This window comes from Paraburkholderia fungorum (assembly GCF_046027605.1).
Lineage (GTDB): Bacteria > Pseudomonadota > Gammaproteobacteria > Burkholderiales > Burkholderiaceae > Paraburkholderia > Paraburkholderia fungorum_F.
Window position 1 is genome coordinate 200,567 of the sequence record NZ_JAQQEF010000013.1, and the last position, 14,103, is coordinate 214,669.

The window sequence follows — 14,103 nt, forward strand, 5'->3', positions numbered from 1 at the left end:
GGTCTTCTGCTCTCACTGTCCACTACAGACGAGGCCGCCGCAAGAACGCCTGGATCAAGTCTGGTTTCGCGCGTTGCGAAACCGGGCGGCGCGCTGCCCCCGGAGACTAGGCCGGTCTGCCGAGCAGTTCGGTCACCACGTTGCGCAGGGTCTGCTTCTGAGCGTGGCCCTCGACGCAGGACAGGACGTAGGTGCGCTGGTGCCAATCGCCCTCGAGTTCGGCCGATGCCAGCGATTCCTCAGGATGAAAACTGCGCAGGACATCGGGTGGCATCAGACCGACACCCAGGCCATGGCGCACCATCGCCAGCATGGTGTCGAAACCGCTGACGGTGAAATTGTTGGGGAACAGTCGCCCGCGGCTGCGGTACGCGCGTTTCACCGCGGACAGGACCGCGGAGCCCTTGCCGAGACTCACGATAGGGAGATCGAGAATATCGTCGATTCCGATGGGTCCATTGGGAAACTGGAAATGCGGACGGTTATAGACCAGCACCAGGCGGTCCTCTTTGTACGGGGACTTCGCCAGATCCAGGAAGCCGCTTTTCTTCTCGTAGATGCCGACGTCGATCACCTTGTCCCGCAGCAGTTGCTGCACGATCTTGCTGTTCTCCTCGACGATCTTCAAGGAGATGCCGGGATATTTGCGCTGGATGTTGGCAATCTCGCGGGCCAGGAACTGGATGACGACGGCCTTGGGCGCGCCGATGATAATGCGGCCGTCGAGGCCCTGGTTGAGCGCCTGCGCGTCGCCTTCGAGGCGGTCGATGAGGTTGTCGATCTGCCGGACGTATTGGAGTAGCTTGTCGCCCGATTCGGTGATTTCGACTCCATGCGGTACGCGCTTGAAGAGTTTGGCGCCGAGTTGGTCTTCCAGGTCCGTCACGCGGCGGGATGCGGCCGCCACTGCCAGACGGAGTCTGTCGGCAGCACGGGAAATGCTGCCCTCCTCAGCGATGGCGAGGATCAGTCGGATGGTGGTGGTGTCGAATTTCACGGGGGCTCCGGGTCGTAGCGAAGGAGTTGAGCGCGCAGAGAGACGCCGGACGGTTGGGGGCTCGGCTGGCGCTGCCTCGAATCCGGACATGATATCGGGCGGACAACGCCCCTCCGGCTCTACGGTGTCCCGGCCTGCTCCGCATTGACGGCCGCCCGCAACGTCTTCGCGTCCGCCTGCACGCTCTGCAATACGTCGGCAACGTTCTGAAATGCGTTGATCACCGTCGAGCGGTATTGGGCGCTGGCCTGATCGAATGCCGCCTGCGCCGCGCGCTGGCGATGCAGCAGCGCTCCACCCTGGAAGATCGGTTGGGCGGCCTTCCCGACAATGGCGAAGAACTGGACCCACCTGAGCGCTAGCCGCATGCAAGGCCGCAGCCGCCGCGAGAATGTCGGGCCGCTGCGGTCTTCGACGGCAGCGGATCATGCGTGTAATCCGCGCCGCTCGGGGCGGCCGGCTGCCTGAAATCAGGACCTACCGCGCAAGCCGCCAGCAGTAGCGGTATCAACAGGACGGGTAAACGTTTTAGGGCAGTCACGGTAGAGCATCCCTCATCATTCTGCGAATTGCGTTTCGCGCTCGTGCACCTGCGCAAGACGCGACGTGCCTTTGCGGCGATCGAACCACGGATAAACGGTCGGCAGAACCAGCAGCGTTAGCAAGGTTGCCGACACAAGGCCACCGATAACGACCGTCGCAAGCGGACGCTGGACTTCCGCACCCGAGCTCATCGAGAAGGCCACGGGCAGAAAGCCAAGGCTGACTACGGTCGCCGTCATCAGCACGGGCCGCAGCCGGGTCGCGGCAGCCTGTTTCGCCGCCTCGACCGCACTCAGGCCGCGGGCCCGCATCTCGACGATGCTACTGACCAGTACGACGCCGTTGAGCACGGCAATCCCGAAGAGCGCGATAAAGCCGACCGCAGCGGAAATGCTGAACGGCAGCCCGCGTATCCAGAGGGCGAAGATGCCGCCGATCGCTGAAAATGGCACGTTGCAGAAGATGAGCGCTGCAAGGCTGGCATTGCCGAACATCAGGTAGAGCAACGCAAAGATCGTGACAAGCGAGATGGGCACCACGACGTAAAGGCGCGCCATCGCGTCCTGCAGGTTGTTGAAGCTGCCGCCCCAGGACACGGTGTACCCAGGCGGGAACCTGACTTGCGTATCGACCGCGTGTTGTGCAGCGAGGACGAAGCTGGCGAGGTCGCGTCCGCGCACGTTGGCCTGAACGAGGATGACGCGCTTGCCTTCCTCGCGCTCGATGGTCGACGGTCCGGGCTCCATGCGAATGTCTGCCACCTCCGACAGCGGCACGGCCCGGCCATCGCCATTGCTGATGCGTAGCGCGCTGATGCGGGTCACATCGTCGCGATCCTTCGGTTGCATGCGTACCCGGATATCGAACTGGCCTTCACCGTCGACAATCGTCCCGACATGGCGGCCGCCCAGCGATCTGCAACTGGTTGGGCATCTGACCGGCGGCCCGTTGCCGCGCGGTTGGCGGCATCCTTGGCGATTGATGGACTGGAGACGCGGTTTGCTTTGTGCGGAGTTGATGCACTTAAGATGCTGGAGTTCTGGCAACCGCACGTGTTCGTTCTCGACGTCAGCATGCCGGAACATGATGGTTTCGCAATAGCACGTGTGCTGCGAGGTATGCCGGCCTCCCGCGAGGCGGCCATCATTGCGTTTACGGCGTTGGGGAGAGCTGAGTTTGTCGTGACCGGTCCCGTCGTTGACTTTGACGGCTATTGTCAGAAAGGAGGCTCGCACGCGCCGCTTCTGAAGATGATCAACGGGATGCTCATATAGCCGCCTTGCCGAAGCTGAGGCCGCAGGATCAAGCGGTCGCTTTCGCGAAGCGTAACCAACAGTGGGGTAAGCAAACCAGCTCGCACCGGGTTAATCTGCGCAGCGGGATCGATAGCAAAAGCTTCACGAAAATGCACGGCTCAGGTAACCGTCAGGCAGGCAGTGTTGAACTAACGGGGGCTCATCCGCGCGAGTGGACTGCCTGCGAATGGGTCGTTCGTCCAGTCTGCGCCTGCCTGCGACGGTGGCCTCATCACTGACCCCGACGATAGCTCAAAGTGCCCGGCGGATTGCCCGGCACTAATCGCCTGCTTTAGCCATTGAGGCATAGCCCCTTCGCCGCTCCAGCTATCGCCATTCGCGCTGCGGTAGCGGTCAGCTTCCGGTACGGCCGCGAGTGCGGTGGCAAGATCGTCCGGGCTGATGCCGAAGTCCTCCATGCGGTGCCGGAGATAGGCAATCATGCTGTCTCGCTTGCGTTCGTCCATGAACCTCTTTCCTTTTCAATCCTGTCCGATGCTTGTCTTGACGACAAGCGGCGAAGCTCGCCGGGTAAAGCCCGCTCTTCGCAATGGTTTGCGGTGCCAACTAGTCGTCGGGACCGAGGATGACGTCGATTGACGCCTGACCGGCGATCTCCGCGACGAAGTAAGCCCAACGGCGTGAAAACGGTCCGCCGCGAACCTTGATACGCAGCCCTAGCGCCGCTACTCCCGGGGCGGGCGTCGGTCCCTGTATGCGAAACCACGCGTCAAACATGTCTTCGGAAGTCGGCACCAGGTCAACATCAATCTCAAACCCGCGATACTTCACCGTTCTCTGCATACTGCTCCTTCACATTCCACAATACAGCTCAGTCTGCTGCTTCACAGGCTCTGCACCGCACCCACATAGCTCTTCGTCGCGTCTTTCAGTTGCTGTGCCGCAGCCTGCACGGGCGTTGGCAACTCGCTCAGCGCAAGTTGGGTGACAACACCATCCAGCCTCCTGCGAAGCTCTATCACGAGATCCATGACACTGGCGTCGCCGACACGGCGGCGATTGCTCTGCCGGGAACCCACCAGCGAGCAATCGACGAGACGGTCAACCTTGCGATAGTAGGCCTGGGCTGCCAGACGGTGCCTTGCATGGAGCGATGCGATGTTCGACTTCGAGAGGCAATCTCTCACGACATCGACATTCATGCCGAAATGAATTTGCAAAGCGTCCGATGCATCCGCCCGGTGAAAACATGCCACCTGGTCGAACAGCGTCTCGCCATCTCCATCGATCAGATCAATCCAGACCTCACCGTCTTCGAGAGCGTGTCCCGAGGGATGAATCACCCTCTCGTCCTCATTCGCGGCAGCGAGCATCCGATGGCCGTCGACATCATCAACCGGCATTTCGAAAATCTCGACCAGTTCCCCGCTTACCGCGACCTGCATGATCAATAACGCCATTTCTGCTCCTGGTGATGCGATTGACGGGAATAGCGTTGTGTCGATCAGGCGACCGGATCCCGTGATCTGGTTAGTGACGTTCTGGCGGGCGCAAGCTTGAGCAGCTTTGAGGTGCTTCATTGCGATGTTGGGTGAGCAGTGTGATTGGCGCAGATGTGACAGGCATGACGGGCTTTCTCGCATCATGCGGTGGGCATCCTGCGCGCCCATCCCCACGGCCTGCTGGCGAGGCGCCAAGCGTTGTCGCCGCAATGAAATCAGTTCATGCAGGCAGAGGTGCTCTTGCTGTGTATCGTTGCGATCTGACGGGGGCTGCACCCAAGGCTCGTTGATCCTCGACGCCGTCCATCTTGCCACTACTATGCACGTGTATTGCCGACTATCCGCGACTGTCGACCCAGTCACGCGCCCAGGTCGTAGCGTGTCCCAGGGCCTGCGTTTCATTATCGAAATAGTCGAGCGCGTGGAACTTGTAGGAAACCGGATCAGCCTCAAGGGCATCACCCCTGACGAGCAGAAGGTTCGCGGCAAACCAGCCGTCCGGCAACCGATGTGCAGAAGGGGAGACTGAATAACCGTTGTAGTGGTGAAGATGTTTATTATTTTGCATAAGCAATAACCGAGCGACACCCGTACGACTTCTAGATCGTAAAGGCGAAATAAATTGAAAATGAAGCGAGACGGATCGTGTCGACAAGACAAATGACGCGCACGGTGAAAGGTGCGATCAGATCGGGAGCGCACGGCTCCGCGAGGATACTAGTCCGGCAGACATGCAAAGGGCCGGTAGACCGGCCCTTGAAATACGTTACTGCGGCGAAATATTTGCGGCCTGCATACCCTTCGGGCCGCGCTTTGTCTCGTAGCTCACCTTCTGGTTTTCAGCGAGCGTCTTGAAACCGTCGCCGCGAACTTCCGAGAAGTGAGCGAAGAGATCGTCACCGCCTGCGTCAGGAGTGATGAAGCCAAAGCCTTTGCTATCGTTGAACCACTTAACAGTACCGGTATCCATGAGAATTCCTTGAAATAAAAATAACAGCTCCGTTGCGGAGCGACAAAAACTTCAAGGAAGAGGAGAGGATAGCGAGTACCGCGCAGAAGAGGCGGAAAATGGTGATCAGCAATCGAGCTTCTTGAATATTTCGAGAGTCACAATACATTGACAAACTACGACTGTCAACGCATATCGTGAAGCGGGCTCGCTATCGAGCAACGCGTCGATGAATTGATCATTGCCGGAATTTCCATTTCGGTCAGAGGTATGCCCCGCAGTCGCTCGCTCGTTAAGAAAAACCGACTGCCAGAAGCGACTTTTGGCTTCGGACAAGCATCGCTGCGATGTGTGTCCAAGGTTTCGTGACCGGATCGGTATCCACTTCATAGCCGGGCGGCATGTCGATATGCACCATCGTGCGTCCGGCGGCCGCTGTGCTGCCCCAGTATTCAAGATGGATCGACGGGAAGCTCGTGGCCTGCACGAAGCCGAACTCGAAGCTGCTGCAAAAGCGTGCTTCCGCAGCGCTGGGATTCGTCCCCTGCGGCACGAGTAGCACCGCTTCGGCGTGAAATTGCAAGGCGGGATAGACAAGGAAGTTGTTGTAAGCGGATTGGCCGGCCGCGAGCCCCGCATCGATCTGATTGACCGGAAGTCCAGTTGTCAGCGAGGTATAGAAATTCCGCGCACCGAATTCCAACGCTAATTGTGGAGATTGTGGCTTGACGGTGAAATGGTGCGCGTTTTCGTCGAAGACAAGCGCCGGATTAGCCATGGCAAACTAGATAGTCCGTCCGCGTGCATTGCGTAGCGCATAGGCGAAGAAGTCGGTGCTGTGCGATTCGATCTCAAGCATTTCGTCGTCGAGCCGCCTAATCGTCATTTTGCCGACGATGTCGTCGGGCTTGGTCTGGTAGTTCCAGTTGATGATTTGACGCGACGACTTAAGAATGGCCCTTTACCTAAGCGACAAGGACGAGACACCAGTGCGTGCAAAATGTGAGACAGTGACGTTGTATCGCACAGTGCCGGATACACATAGGCAAGGAAGCCGAGTTAGCGCAACGCGTGACGTGCGTCACATCGGCGGAAAATCATGCTGCCCGGCAGACAAGAGTGTGGGCAGAATACGTACTGGATGCGAATACTTTCACGCCATATACCCACTACCCGAGGACTCACAGGCCTGAATAATTGGCATGTCGTGAAGCGCACATGCTAGATCTGATGCGGACGTTTGTTCATGGATGCCGGGCTGGACCCGAAAAATCCGCGCTTGCGCAAAAAAACGCGCGACGGAGAACGTGAGAACGCTGTCGACGCGGAAGCTACCGTTGGGGAGTCGCATCGTTGATTTCCATTCAATAGGTAGCCGTAGCTTTGGCTCCGTTTCGCTGCCACCAGCAATATCCGGGAGCGCTCTACTGAGGCCAACGGCAGCAGTTGTAGACGTCCAGCGGAGACCGGGCGCCCACGCTCACGGGCTGATGAATTTGAAGGCGACTACTGCCGATGCTGCGTCCGGTTGGCCTCGACGTTGCAGATCCTCTGCAAGCAGCTTCTGAAAGAGTGTCTCTTCTCGCTCTCCGTACAGTTCGCGAAATTCGCCGAGAACTTCAGCGATAGCTCTATTCCGAGTGTCCGCACTCAGGGTGCTACTGATGTATGAACAACCTCGGGCCAGTTCGAGCACGTAGGCTGCGCGAGCATTCGCCAAGGCGGCGCCACCTGCTTTTCCCCTGGGCATCAGGTCTCTCGATTTTTTATGTGCTCACGCATCTACTGGCGAGCTCATGGCTCGGCTCAGTTGCAATGAGCGACGCATGATAGGGTGGAAGTAATTTACCGTGGGATTCTGAAGAAAAGCTTAAGATCAGGGAAAACCTGGTGCACCGTGGCGTAGAACGCGTGGTCGGGGTCAATCCGGCTTCGCGCCGGCTTTGTTTCGTACTTGGCGTGCGTTCCACGGAGGTTGATGCGAGCAATGGTCGACCCTGGTGCATGCGACGAGACGATTGCGTTCGCATTTCTCGCGCTTTTACACGCCGGAAGACGCTGCGACAGGACTCCCGCAGCGCGGGCTGAACGCTGCTGTAAGGGGCGGGCGGTTTGAAGCGGAAGGATGGCGGGTCAGGAAAGATGGCAGCCATCTCTGGGCGCACGTCGTGATCGACGCAATCCGCGACGAGGATGGAATAACGTTCGCCCAGCCTGGCACTGATCGACCTTTGGTCGCTGTCCAGCCATCAGGGGACATCGGGCCAGCGCAATCGAACGACCTGAAACCTTCGATAAACGGCCGCTCAAATGCCCGGCGACGCGGCGGCTGCGCCGCAGCTTGATCCGATCTCTGGGTTCGGCCAGAGATCTCCCACCATGAGAGTTGTTGAAGATCGTGTATAAATACGGAGACCGCCAAGGTGACATAACGACCAGATCACTTTCCGCACTGCACGATGAGCAAACAGATCGACGATATTCCGCTCACGCGGCGTAGGGGTGATCGCCACTGAGCTTCTGTTGAAGGGCGAAGGTAAGTGCATTGCGCGTATTATTTAATCGGAACAACAAAAAGCAGGTGATTGCTACAGACGTAGCATCATCGGCAAAGTCATTGCAGTTCGCTCCGAAAGCTGTTTTGGGAGACGACGGAATGCGCGTACTGATCGTCGACGATCATGAGCTCTTCAGAGCCGGATTGGCGCTTCTGCTGAGAGAACTCTTTCCGGGTATCGACTTGCTCCACGCAAGTACCTTGTCACAAGGCGTCGATCATGCGTTGTGCGAACTCCTGAACATCGTTTTTCTCGATCTCGACCTTCCCGATGGTGACGGCTGCACCGCGCTCGCCGAATTGAAGGAATCGCGACCGTCCCTGCCCGTGATTGTGATATCGGCCGACGAGCGCGTGGAAACCATCGGCCGATGTATCGAACTTCGAGCCATGGGATACGTGCCCAAATCTTCATCTCCTGCAGCGCTTAACGCAGCTATAGGTGCGGTGCTGGCCGGGGGCGTGTTCCTGCCCGCCGCCAGCATCGCGATGCTCCGGCGTGACATGGGCACGCCGGAGGCCCTATCAGATGGACCCGGGGACGCGCCGTCCACTGCGATTTTAGGAGTGAGCGCCGCGTCCGACCTGGGACTGACTCCGAGAGAATTTGAAACACTGGCGTGGCTGGTTCGCGGACTTCCTTCGAAGGCGATTGCCTTTAAAATGGGGCTCGAGGACATTACGGTAAGGAAATACATCAGTCATCTGCTCGCGCATTTCAACCTGCGGCGCCGGACAGAGCTCATCGTCACGCTGGCCGATCGAGGCATCAAAGTCGGCGTCCCTCCAGTCACAGATCCCTCTCATGACCGCCGTCTGTCGTCTGTTGGGTGGCAACGAACCGACTGACGTCAGCTAGCGTGCTTTCCGGTGCGGAAGACTTCCTCAGCAACACGAACGGCGGGGCAAAATCGCGAAGCGCGCGAGGCGAGATCAGCTCACCCGTGATGAACGCGACGGGAAGCACGCCCGCCCAGGCGAAATGCTGCCTGATCTGTTCGGCAACCTCGATGCCGGTCGGTCCGTCGCGCAGCCGGATGTCGGTGACAATGATGTCGGGTGCGCGGCCGTCATCGGCCAGAATCGCTTCGAATCCCGCCATCGACCCGGCGGTATCCACCAGTGCGCCAGCACTCGAGAACAAACGCCTCAGACCTTCGAGAACGATTGGCTCGTCGTCGCACAGCAGGACGTATCTGCCCTTGAGGACGGAGGTGGATTCGTCGCTTTTTTGATTGTCCGTGCCGATGACGGGTACCATTTTAGAAATCGGAGCGTACAGGGAAAAGCGCGACCCACGTCCTTCGACGGAACAGAAACTCATGCTGTGCTTCGGCAGAATCCCGATCACCCGGTGGACGATAGACAGTCCAAGCCCCAGTCCTTTCGAGCGGTCGCGGCCCGGGTTTTCGACCTGATAGTACTCGGCAAAAATCGCGTCCCGATGCACGGCGGAGATACCGACGCCCGTATCCCATACATCGATGCGAAGCCGTTCCCCGATCTCCACGCAGCCGACGACGACACCACCCACGGAGGTGTACTTGATCGCGTTCGATACAAGATTAGACAATGCCCGCTTGAACAGGGAGCGGTCACTTTCAACGGGCGGCGGGCGGCGCCGGCGCGTGCTGATTCTGAATTCGATGCCTCGCGACCTTGCCGGTTCAAGGTATTGCTGGAAGACTTCCGTCAGCACGGCCTGCGTATCGACTGGCGCCAGGTGCGGGATGTATGAGCCTAATTCGCTATAGTCCTGAATATCCTTGAACATGTCGAGGATGTCGCGTGCCGTTTCCTCGATGACGTCGAGATCATGGCTTGCGGCGTGTTCATCTTCGAGTTTTATCCGGGCGCTACGGATAAAGAGGTTGATCGCGGCGAGAGGCTGCTGGATGTCGTGGTACGCAGATGAAAAGAACCGCTCCTTCTCTTTGATGAGTTCTTTCATACGTTCATTTTGTTGCTTGACTACGCGGGACGTCGTTTCAACGCGCGCCTTGGCTGCACGCAACGTGCGCCGGAATACGAATTCGCGCCGCGCCGAGCGTTCAATTTGAATGCTGACGATGATGCCAACGATAGACATCATGAGCACGATCGACCCGCGCGTGAGCCAGAAAAACCACTGCGGTTCGGCGTTATCCAGCGGCCAGAGGTAAAGCGTCAGGTGGAACGTAACAAAGCATATTCCGACTAACCACGCCGCCGTGATTGCGCGAAGCCGGAACGCCGTGAATATCATGAAAACGGTGAGGTATAGGACGGGGTAAATTTCCGGGACGGCCAGGGTCCTTGGGTAAATGACCAACATCCTCAATAGGGCGAACCAGCAACTCAGCGTCCATACACTAAGTAATCCGACGGCCCAGCGTTCGTCAAAGGCGCGCGCTCCCCACATCAAAGATACCGCTACACCCATACCCAAGGCACCTGCGAGTCGCACGTAGCCGATGTGATGGATGTGGCCCGGATCAAGAACGTCCATCCTCCACAGATAATCACGGACGGAAAACCCTATCCACGTCAGCGTGAAGAGGGTGCTAGCCAGTCTGCGTTGCCCCGCGTAGCGACGCGCATAGTCCAAACGGAACGCACGCTCCAGCGCCGCCGAGCCAAACTTGCGCACCAGGAAGCGTGACGATCTCATAGGTTGCTTGATCGGAAAAGCCACCGTGAGCGGATAGTGCGCAATATCAACGAGACTTTATCGGCGCACCACAGGTTAGACAGGTCCCCACCGAACGTGGCTAACGGAGTAAGACGGCACATTCCAGCCAAAGCGGCGGCGGTGGTCACGGGTGCGCAGCACTTTCGTGCGTAGCCACCATACGATAAAAACAGAATAACAGGTCGCCATCACTACCATCAGCCACAAATGTGTCAACGGCGTCATGCCGCATTCCTCACACCCTGCAGGGGTTCAGCAGGAAGTGCCGCCCTGGAGGCCGGCTATCCGGTACTTCACCCGATCGGACAACGGGAATACATACATCTTTCGATGGTGTTGTTTGTCCACCGCCTACTCATGTGCGTTGTGACGGCGTTTCGTCTGACCAAGGATGAGTACGACAGCAAGGCTGAGAACGCATTCGTCGACTGCCTCCAGATTGGTAGATCGTTGCAACGAGCCTGGCTTGCCCGGTTCAAGCGAGGACTGCTGTCGGTCAGCGAAAGAGGCACACGCCGATCTCTTAGACTCCACAGGAGATTCTCATGAAACTTTACCAATCGGTCACCGTCTGTCTTGCCTTGATAACTGGAATCGCAGCAGACGGATGCTTCGCGCAAACGGCGCTTCGCGGTGCAGAGCGGCGTTTGGGACAAGCGAAAAAGAAACAGCATGGCGTACGCCGGTCCGTCAGTTTCGAATCTCGCCGATGCTGCTTCACTGATGATCGGAACGCTCATGATGAGCTGATCTGAAATGGAAACTGTTTATTTGTCGAATATCACCAGAACGATGCCCGTTTAAGGCATTCTTACGGTAACCGGATTTGCTGGTAGAGCGTGTCGATAAGGAAATCGCCGGCGCTCTGTCACTGGCATCGGGTTTCGGGCGCGCCGAACTCGACGTTCTGCTGCAGAAGCGTCGCGACAAGCCCGCGGCCAAGGGTTTTCATAGATGCATGCTGGGGTCGTATTCCGAAGCGCCAATGAGGATCGTGACCAACCAGTTGTTCATCTACCCGGCGGCGAAGGCCGAAATACCGGAACTCGCCACCGTCAAAAACGTTTTCGTCAAGACCTGTGCCCGGGTGAACAAGCGGGCCGAAAACAGCCATCAAGCTACTCGTGAATGCGGGCGGCGCATCACTCGCTCGCAGGCTTTTCTGTCAAGCTTTAAACTCTTCCGGCAGCACTTCGCGCTCACGCGACATTTCCTGCGCGCTTCGCGCGATCGCGACAACCCGGCGAACGCTTTGCTGCGTAGCCTGCTTTACCGGGCTAGTCCTAAGACCCCCCTCTTTGTAGGCAAACTCGCGTCATGTGCGCTCTTGCACAACAAGCAATCCAATATGACAGAGCTTTGCTCACCAACCGAAAAGAGGAAGCCGTGAAACGAGCCACTCTCGCCTGTGCCGCTGGCGTTCTTGTCGTCGCGCCTGTACTTGCACCGGCACAGGGTTCCGTCAGGTTGTATGGAGTCGTCGATGAAGGCATCACATACACCAACAATCAGAAGGGCTCGAGTAACGTGCAACAGACGGGCAACAGAGTGGGCGGCAGTCGCTGGGGTCTGCGCGGTATCGAAGAACTGGGCGACGGGTTGAAGGCGGTATTTACGTTGGAAAACGGGTTCCGTCCGAACGACGGTACGTTGGGTCAGGCGTCCCGCGAATTTGGTCGGCAAGCGTTTGTTGGAATCACAAAGACCGGAATCGGCAGGCTGACGCTCGGGCATCAATATGAACCGATTGCCGATCTTGTGGCGCGTTTTTCGGGGCCGGGACTCTGGTCGCCGGCAACGCACATTGGCGACAACGACAACCTGAATCAAACGTTCCGGATCAACAACGCGGCCAAGTTTCGCAGTGACGCGATTGGAGGTTTTACAGTCGACACGCTCTACGGATTCAGCAACCAGGCAAATAGTGGAAACGGTCAAGGGTTCGGCAACAATCGAGCATGGGGAACGGCGGCGAACTACGTAAACGGTCCATTCTCAATTGGCGGCGGCTATGTCGTGCTCGATCGTCCGGACGCGAAGTCGAACACGAGTGGCGCCGTGGGTGGCACGATCGCCAACGACGACTACGGTGGCGTGCTCTTCTATGGCCTGGACGGCGGTGTCGAGCGTCAGCAGATTGCAGCGGCGGGCTGCAATTACGTATTCGGACCGACAACGGTAGGCTTTGCCTTCAGCCAAGCGCGACTCGACTATAACGATGGCTCGTCGCGTAAATTTAACAACTACGATGCGAATCTTCAGTATCTGCTCAAACCTGCAGTGACGCTGATCGGCGTGTATACGTTCACCGACGGCCGCGCGGATGGCTTGACCGGACTGAGCGGGAAACAGCTGAAACCGCGCTGGCATCAGTTCACGCTCGGGCTGGACTATGCGTTGAGCGCGCGTACCGATCTTTATCTTTCCGGCGTCTATCAACTCGCCGCGGGCGATGCATCGACGCGTGTCGGTTCCGGCTACCAGAAAATCGCAGCGATTGCCGATTTGGGAACCCCATCGTCGACCAATCGGCAGGTCGCCGTGCTAGGCGGCTTGCGTGTGAAGTTCTGACGAGTTCCTGCACCTTGTGAATTTGGGCGCTCGCGCTGGCCGTTCACACCATTCGAGAATCCAGATTCCTGATCGGAGCGGATGAGCGTTAAAAGCCTATGCGTGTCTGGTATTGAAGCGTTTCCTTCTTGCCTAGAAGAATGATGAAGTTCATCATCCACGTCGGGACCACCGGCGATCAGGACGAAACTGACCCCCTCGGGTTTCGTCAGTTTGAGTGGCCAATCTGTGATGTCGGACTGACAGCGACACCCAATGGACGCCGCCTATGGATATTCGATTTGTTCTTTGGTCATTCAGATCACGCAACTGCGAGAGGTAAGGGGGGGCGGCAGCAGGCGACCTGATTCGTTTGGAGAAAGGCCGCGACGCGTCTGTTTCACGCTTACCTCCGGCAACACCAACGCGATTGATCTGACGAGCCCGTGTTTGCAAGCCCGATGCCATATCGCACTACACGCCCGACTCGCTGCCAAGCCGATCGCGAATATTTACCAGCGAGGTCCTGAGTATGTCCTTGGGCGGACTCGCACCTGCGACTCGCAGATAACCGACGTGAAAAATGATGCTGGGTTCGACCTTTCATAGCAGCTATCGATTACAGCGAGCAAGCAGGATCCATAGCCGGAGGCCGAAGGCATCGGCCAGCCGGCGTTGGCCGGCGTATCGACTCGCATAGTAATGCGAAACGCACACTCCGGGGCGGCCGAGCTGACCGTGCGTACCACGAGTCCAGGTTCCTTAGCTGAACCTCGTAATTGATCTCGATTAATAATGCAAGGCAAACATCCCCCGACCTTCCCTCTGATTTTCGCCTTCCAACGGCCGTTGAACTTCGAAAGCTGTCGTTGAGTTCGCCCGGGATCGAAGGGCAGTTCAGGGTCGACATGAGGCGGTCGCGTCAGGCAGCAGTCGGCCAGGTTTGGCTGACGTGAACGTCTCGGCCGCCGGCGCCCATGCACTGCCCGGTTGCCTCTAGCTGTCTTGCGTTTGTCGCAGATGGCTCGACGCGATATCGAGGGGTAGCAAGGCGGTAGTGTTTCGCCGGTCATGGCAA

At 58.1% G+C, this 14,103-nt stretch carries 14 protein-coding genes and 1 pseudogene; 5 read left to right on the forward strand and 10 right to left on the reverse strand.

From position 1 onward, the window contains the following. Positions 1-106: 106 nt before the first annotated feature. From PQR53_RS22330 to PQR53_RS22340, 3 genes are all read right to left on the reverse strand, one after another. Complete coding sequence (locus PQR53_RS22330) at positions 107-997, reverse strand: LysR family transcriptional regulator (RefSeq protein WP_408458483.1); 891 nt, start codon at positions 995-997, stop codon at positions 107-109. A 119-nt stretch (positions 998-1,116) separates the two neighbouring features. After that, on the reverse strand, positions 1,117-1,365 hold the full coding sequence (locus PQR53_RS22335) for a TolC family protein (protein WP_408458485.1): 249 nt from the start codon (positions 1,363-1,365) through the stop codon (positions 1,117-1,119). A 189-nt stretch (positions 1,366-1,554) separates the two neighbouring features. Continuing rightward, positions 1,555-2,451, reverse strand: a complete 897-nt coding sequence (locus PQR53_RS22340) for an efflux RND transporter permease subunit (protein WP_408458564.1) — start codon at positions 2,449-2,451, stop codon at positions 1,555-1,557. Here PQR53_RS22340 and PQR53_RS22345 point away from each other — a divergent pair. Next, the gene (locus PQR53_RS22345; protein WP_408458567.1) at positions 2,383-2,814 is read left to right on the forward strand and encodes a response regulator; all 432 of its coding nucleotides are present in this window, start codon (positions 2,383-2,385) and stop codon (positions 2,812-2,814) included. The genes PQR53_RS22340 and PQR53_RS22345 overlap by 69 nt on opposite strands. A gap of 170 nt (positions 2,815-2,984) precedes the next feature. On the opposite strand, the gene PQR53_RS22350 is transcribed toward PQR53_RS22345, so the two are convergent. The 6 genes from PQR53_RS22350 to PQR53_RS22375 all read right to left on the reverse strand — a co-directional run bounded on the left by PQR53_RS22350 (position 2,985) and on the right by PQR53_RS22375 (position 6,025). Next, positions 2,985-3,302 (reverse strand): H-NS histone family protein, encoded by a 318-nt coding sequence (locus tag PQR53_RS22350; RefSeq protein ID WP_408458487.1) that lies wholly within the window; start codon positions 3,300-3,302, stop codon positions 2,985-2,987. Positions 3,303-3,402: 100 nt separating this feature from the next. Beyond that, on the reverse strand, positions 3,403-3,639 hold the full coding sequence (locus PQR53_RS22355; protein ID WP_408458490.1) for a hypothetical protein: 237 nt from the start codon (positions 3,637-3,639) through the stop codon (positions 3,403-3,405). Positions 3,640-3,680: 41 nt separating this feature from the next. Further along, positions 3,681-4,574: a hypothetical protein gene (locus PQR53_RS22360; RefSeq protein WP_408458493.1), complete on the reverse strand. Its 894-nt coding sequence runs from the start codon at positions 4,572-4,574 to the stop codon at positions 3,681-3,683. 61 nt (positions 4,575-4,635) lie between these two features. Further along, positions 4,636-4,866 carry a hypothetical protein gene (locus tag PQR53_RS22365; protein WP_035547925.1) on the reverse strand — a complete coding sequence of 77 codons (231 nt, stop codon included), beginning with the start codon at positions 4,864-4,866 and terminating at the stop codon, positions 4,636-4,638. Positions 4,867-5,064: 198 nt separating this feature from the next. Continuing rightward, a complete protein-coding gene (locus tag PQR53_RS22370) occupies positions 5,065-5,268 on the reverse strand; it encodes a cold-shock protein (protein ID WP_025527573.1) in 204 nt (67 codons plus the stop codon). Between the two features lie 271 nt (positions 5,269-5,539). Further along, positions 5,540-6,025, reverse strand: coding sequence for a hypothetical protein (locus PQR53_RS22375; RefSeq protein WP_408458496.1), 486 nt, complete (start codon positions 6,023-6,025; stop codon positions 5,540-5,542). 1,878 nt (positions 6,026-7,903) lie between these two features. On the opposite strand from PQR53_RS22375, the gene PQR53_RS22380 reads away from it, so the two are divergent. Continuing rightward, positions 7,904-8,653 carry a response regulator transcription factor gene (locus PQR53_RS22380; RefSeq protein ID WP_408458499.1) on the forward strand — a complete coding sequence of 250 codons (750 nt, stop codon included), beginning with the start codon at positions 7,904-7,906 and terminating at the stop codon, positions 8,651-8,653. On the opposite strand, the gene PQR53_RS22385 is transcribed toward PQR53_RS22380, so the two are convergent. After that, the gene (locus PQR53_RS22385; protein WP_408458502.1) at positions 8,595-10,454 is read right to left on the reverse strand and encodes a hybrid sensor histidine kinase/response regulator; all 1,860 of its coding nucleotides are present in this window, start codon (positions 10,452-10,454) and stop codon (positions 8,595-8,597) included. The genes PQR53_RS22380 and PQR53_RS22385 overlap by 59 nt on opposite strands. Positions 10,455-11,020: 566 nt before the next feature. On the opposite strand from PQR53_RS22385, the gene PQR53_RS22390 reads away from it, so the two are divergent. The 3 genes and pseudogenes from PQR53_RS22390 (at position 11,021) to PQR53_RS22400 (ending at position 13,046) form a co-directional block, all read left to right on the forward strand. Then, complete coding sequence (locus PQR53_RS22390) at positions 11,021-11,230, forward strand: hypothetical protein (RefSeq protein ID WP_408458505.1); 210 nt, start codon at positions 11,021-11,023, stop codon at positions 11,228-11,230. Between the two features lie 137 nt (positions 11,231-11,367). After that, positions 11,368-11,738, forward strand: a pseudogene (locus tag PQR53_RS22395) (DDE-type integrase/transposase/recombinase); the annotation flags it as partial. Positions 11,739-11,861: 123 nt separating this feature from the next. Next, entirely contained in the window at positions 11,862-13,046 is a 1,185-nt protein-coding gene (locus PQR53_RS22400; RefSeq protein WP_408458569.1) for a porin, read from the forward strand. Positions 13,047-14,103 lie beyond the last annotated feature (1,057 nt).

Bases quoted from the DNA above. Each gene is read 5' to 3' on its own strand.
- PQR53_RS22335 (WP_408458485.1), bottom strand. From the start codon at position 1,365: ATGCGGCTAGCGCTCAGGTGGGTCCAGTTCTTCGCCATTGTCGGGAAG.
- PQR53_RS22350 (WP_408458487.1), bottom strand. From the start codon at position 3,302: ATGGACGAACGCAAGCGAGACAGCATGATTGCCTATCTCCGGCACCGC.
- PQR53_RS22355 (WP_408458490.1), bottom strand. From the start codon at position 3,639: ATGCAGAGAACGGTGAAGTATCGCGGGTTTGAGATTGATGTTGACCTG.
- PQR53_RS22365 (WP_035547925.1), bottom strand. From the start codon at position 4,866: ATGCAAAATAATAAACATCTTCACCACTACAACGGTTATTCAGTCTCC.
- PQR53_RS22370 (WP_025527573.1), bottom strand. From the start codon at position 5,268: ATGGATACCGGTACTGTTAAGTGGTTCAACGATAGCAAAGGCTTTGGC.
- PQR53_RS22375 (WP_408458496.1), bottom strand. From the start codon at position 6,025: ATGGCTAATCCGGCGCTTGTCTTCGACGAAAACGCGCACCATTTCACC.
- PQR53_RS22380 (WP_408458499.1), top strand. From the start codon at position 7,904: ATGCGCGTACTGATCGTCGACGATCATGAGCTCTTCAGAGCCGGATTG.
- PQR53_RS22385 (WP_408458502.1), bottom strand. From the start codon at position 10,454: ATGAGATCGTCACGCTTCCTGGTGCGCAAGTTTGGCTCGGCGGCGCTG.
- PQR53_RS22390 (WP_408458505.1), top strand. From the start codon at position 11,021: ATGAAACTTTACCAATCGGTCACCGTCTGTCTTGCCTTGATAACTGGA.